Source organism: Xenorhabdus sp. PB62.4 (assembly GCF_014467285.1).
Classification (GTDB): Bacteria; Pseudomonadota; Gammaproteobacteria; order Enterobacterales; family Enterobacteriaceae; genus Xenorhabdus.
Window position 1 is genome coordinate 1 of sequence record NZ_NKHR01000097.1, and the last position, 859, is coordinate 859.

Sequence of the window (859 nt, forward strand, 5' to 3'; positions counted from 1 at the left end):
TCAATTAATTTCTTTTCCAAGGCTTCAGGGGTTAATGTGCCATTAAAGGCCTGCAACGCCAGCTCATCAAAAACCGCGGTTTCGGTATAAACCACCAATGCCTGCCGGGTCGGGTTTTCTTCGGGGCCGGTATAGGCCACACGCTGATGCCCCAAATAGGTCAGGGGCATCCCCGGCGCTATCAGACTGTTTGCGGCCAGCAAGTCCTCTACCGTAAGACCTTCACGGGGTACCCGTTCTGCCGGGTAGGCCCAGGCATCGCTTCGCACGACATCCGTCAGCCCCAGTACCTGATATTCCGTGTGAGTCAGGTGATGGTAACCTTGCCGTTGCCGGGTAAGCCGCAATTGCTGTTGCTGCTCATCATAGCTGCTGTCAAATAATGTCGCCGGCAGCGTATCCGGGTAAGGCGAGACAGCGGGTTTAGGGCGGCGGGGATAAGCAATCTCGACGGTCTCCCGTGGGAAACCGTAGCGGTCACTGTTCAATACCACCTGCTGATGACATTGCGGATCTTCGGCAATACGTTCATATTGCCAGGTTCTTTGCTCAATCACACTGGGCCAGACTGTCGGCGAGTTGCCCGGCAAACCCGCAATCAGCCTGACCTGGGGCCGGCTGTCCATAACAGTATACGGCACGCCCGCGAGCACCGTGTCATCGTCACCATAGACTTCATTGTGTAACGGTTGGCCTTTTAATGCCCGGTGCAGCCAGTAAGCCTCCTCCGTTGAGGGCACGAACGTGACATCCTGTTCTTTATCAGGGTCAAAATGCGTAAAACGGCAGGTAAAGGGCGGGAAAGCCTGTTTGTCCCCGTGCCAGAATTCATTTGCCAACAGGGTATCAACGGCGGGAA

At 55.5% G+C, this 859-nt stretch carries 1 protein-coding gene; it reads right to left on the minus strand.

Annotation, left to right across the window (positions count from 1 at the left end; genetic code table 11):
• On the minus strand, positions 1-859 hold an 859-nt coding region (locus Xenpb_RS19365; protein ID WP_304952562.1), incomplete at both ends, for a toxin TcdB middle/C-terminal domain-containing protein.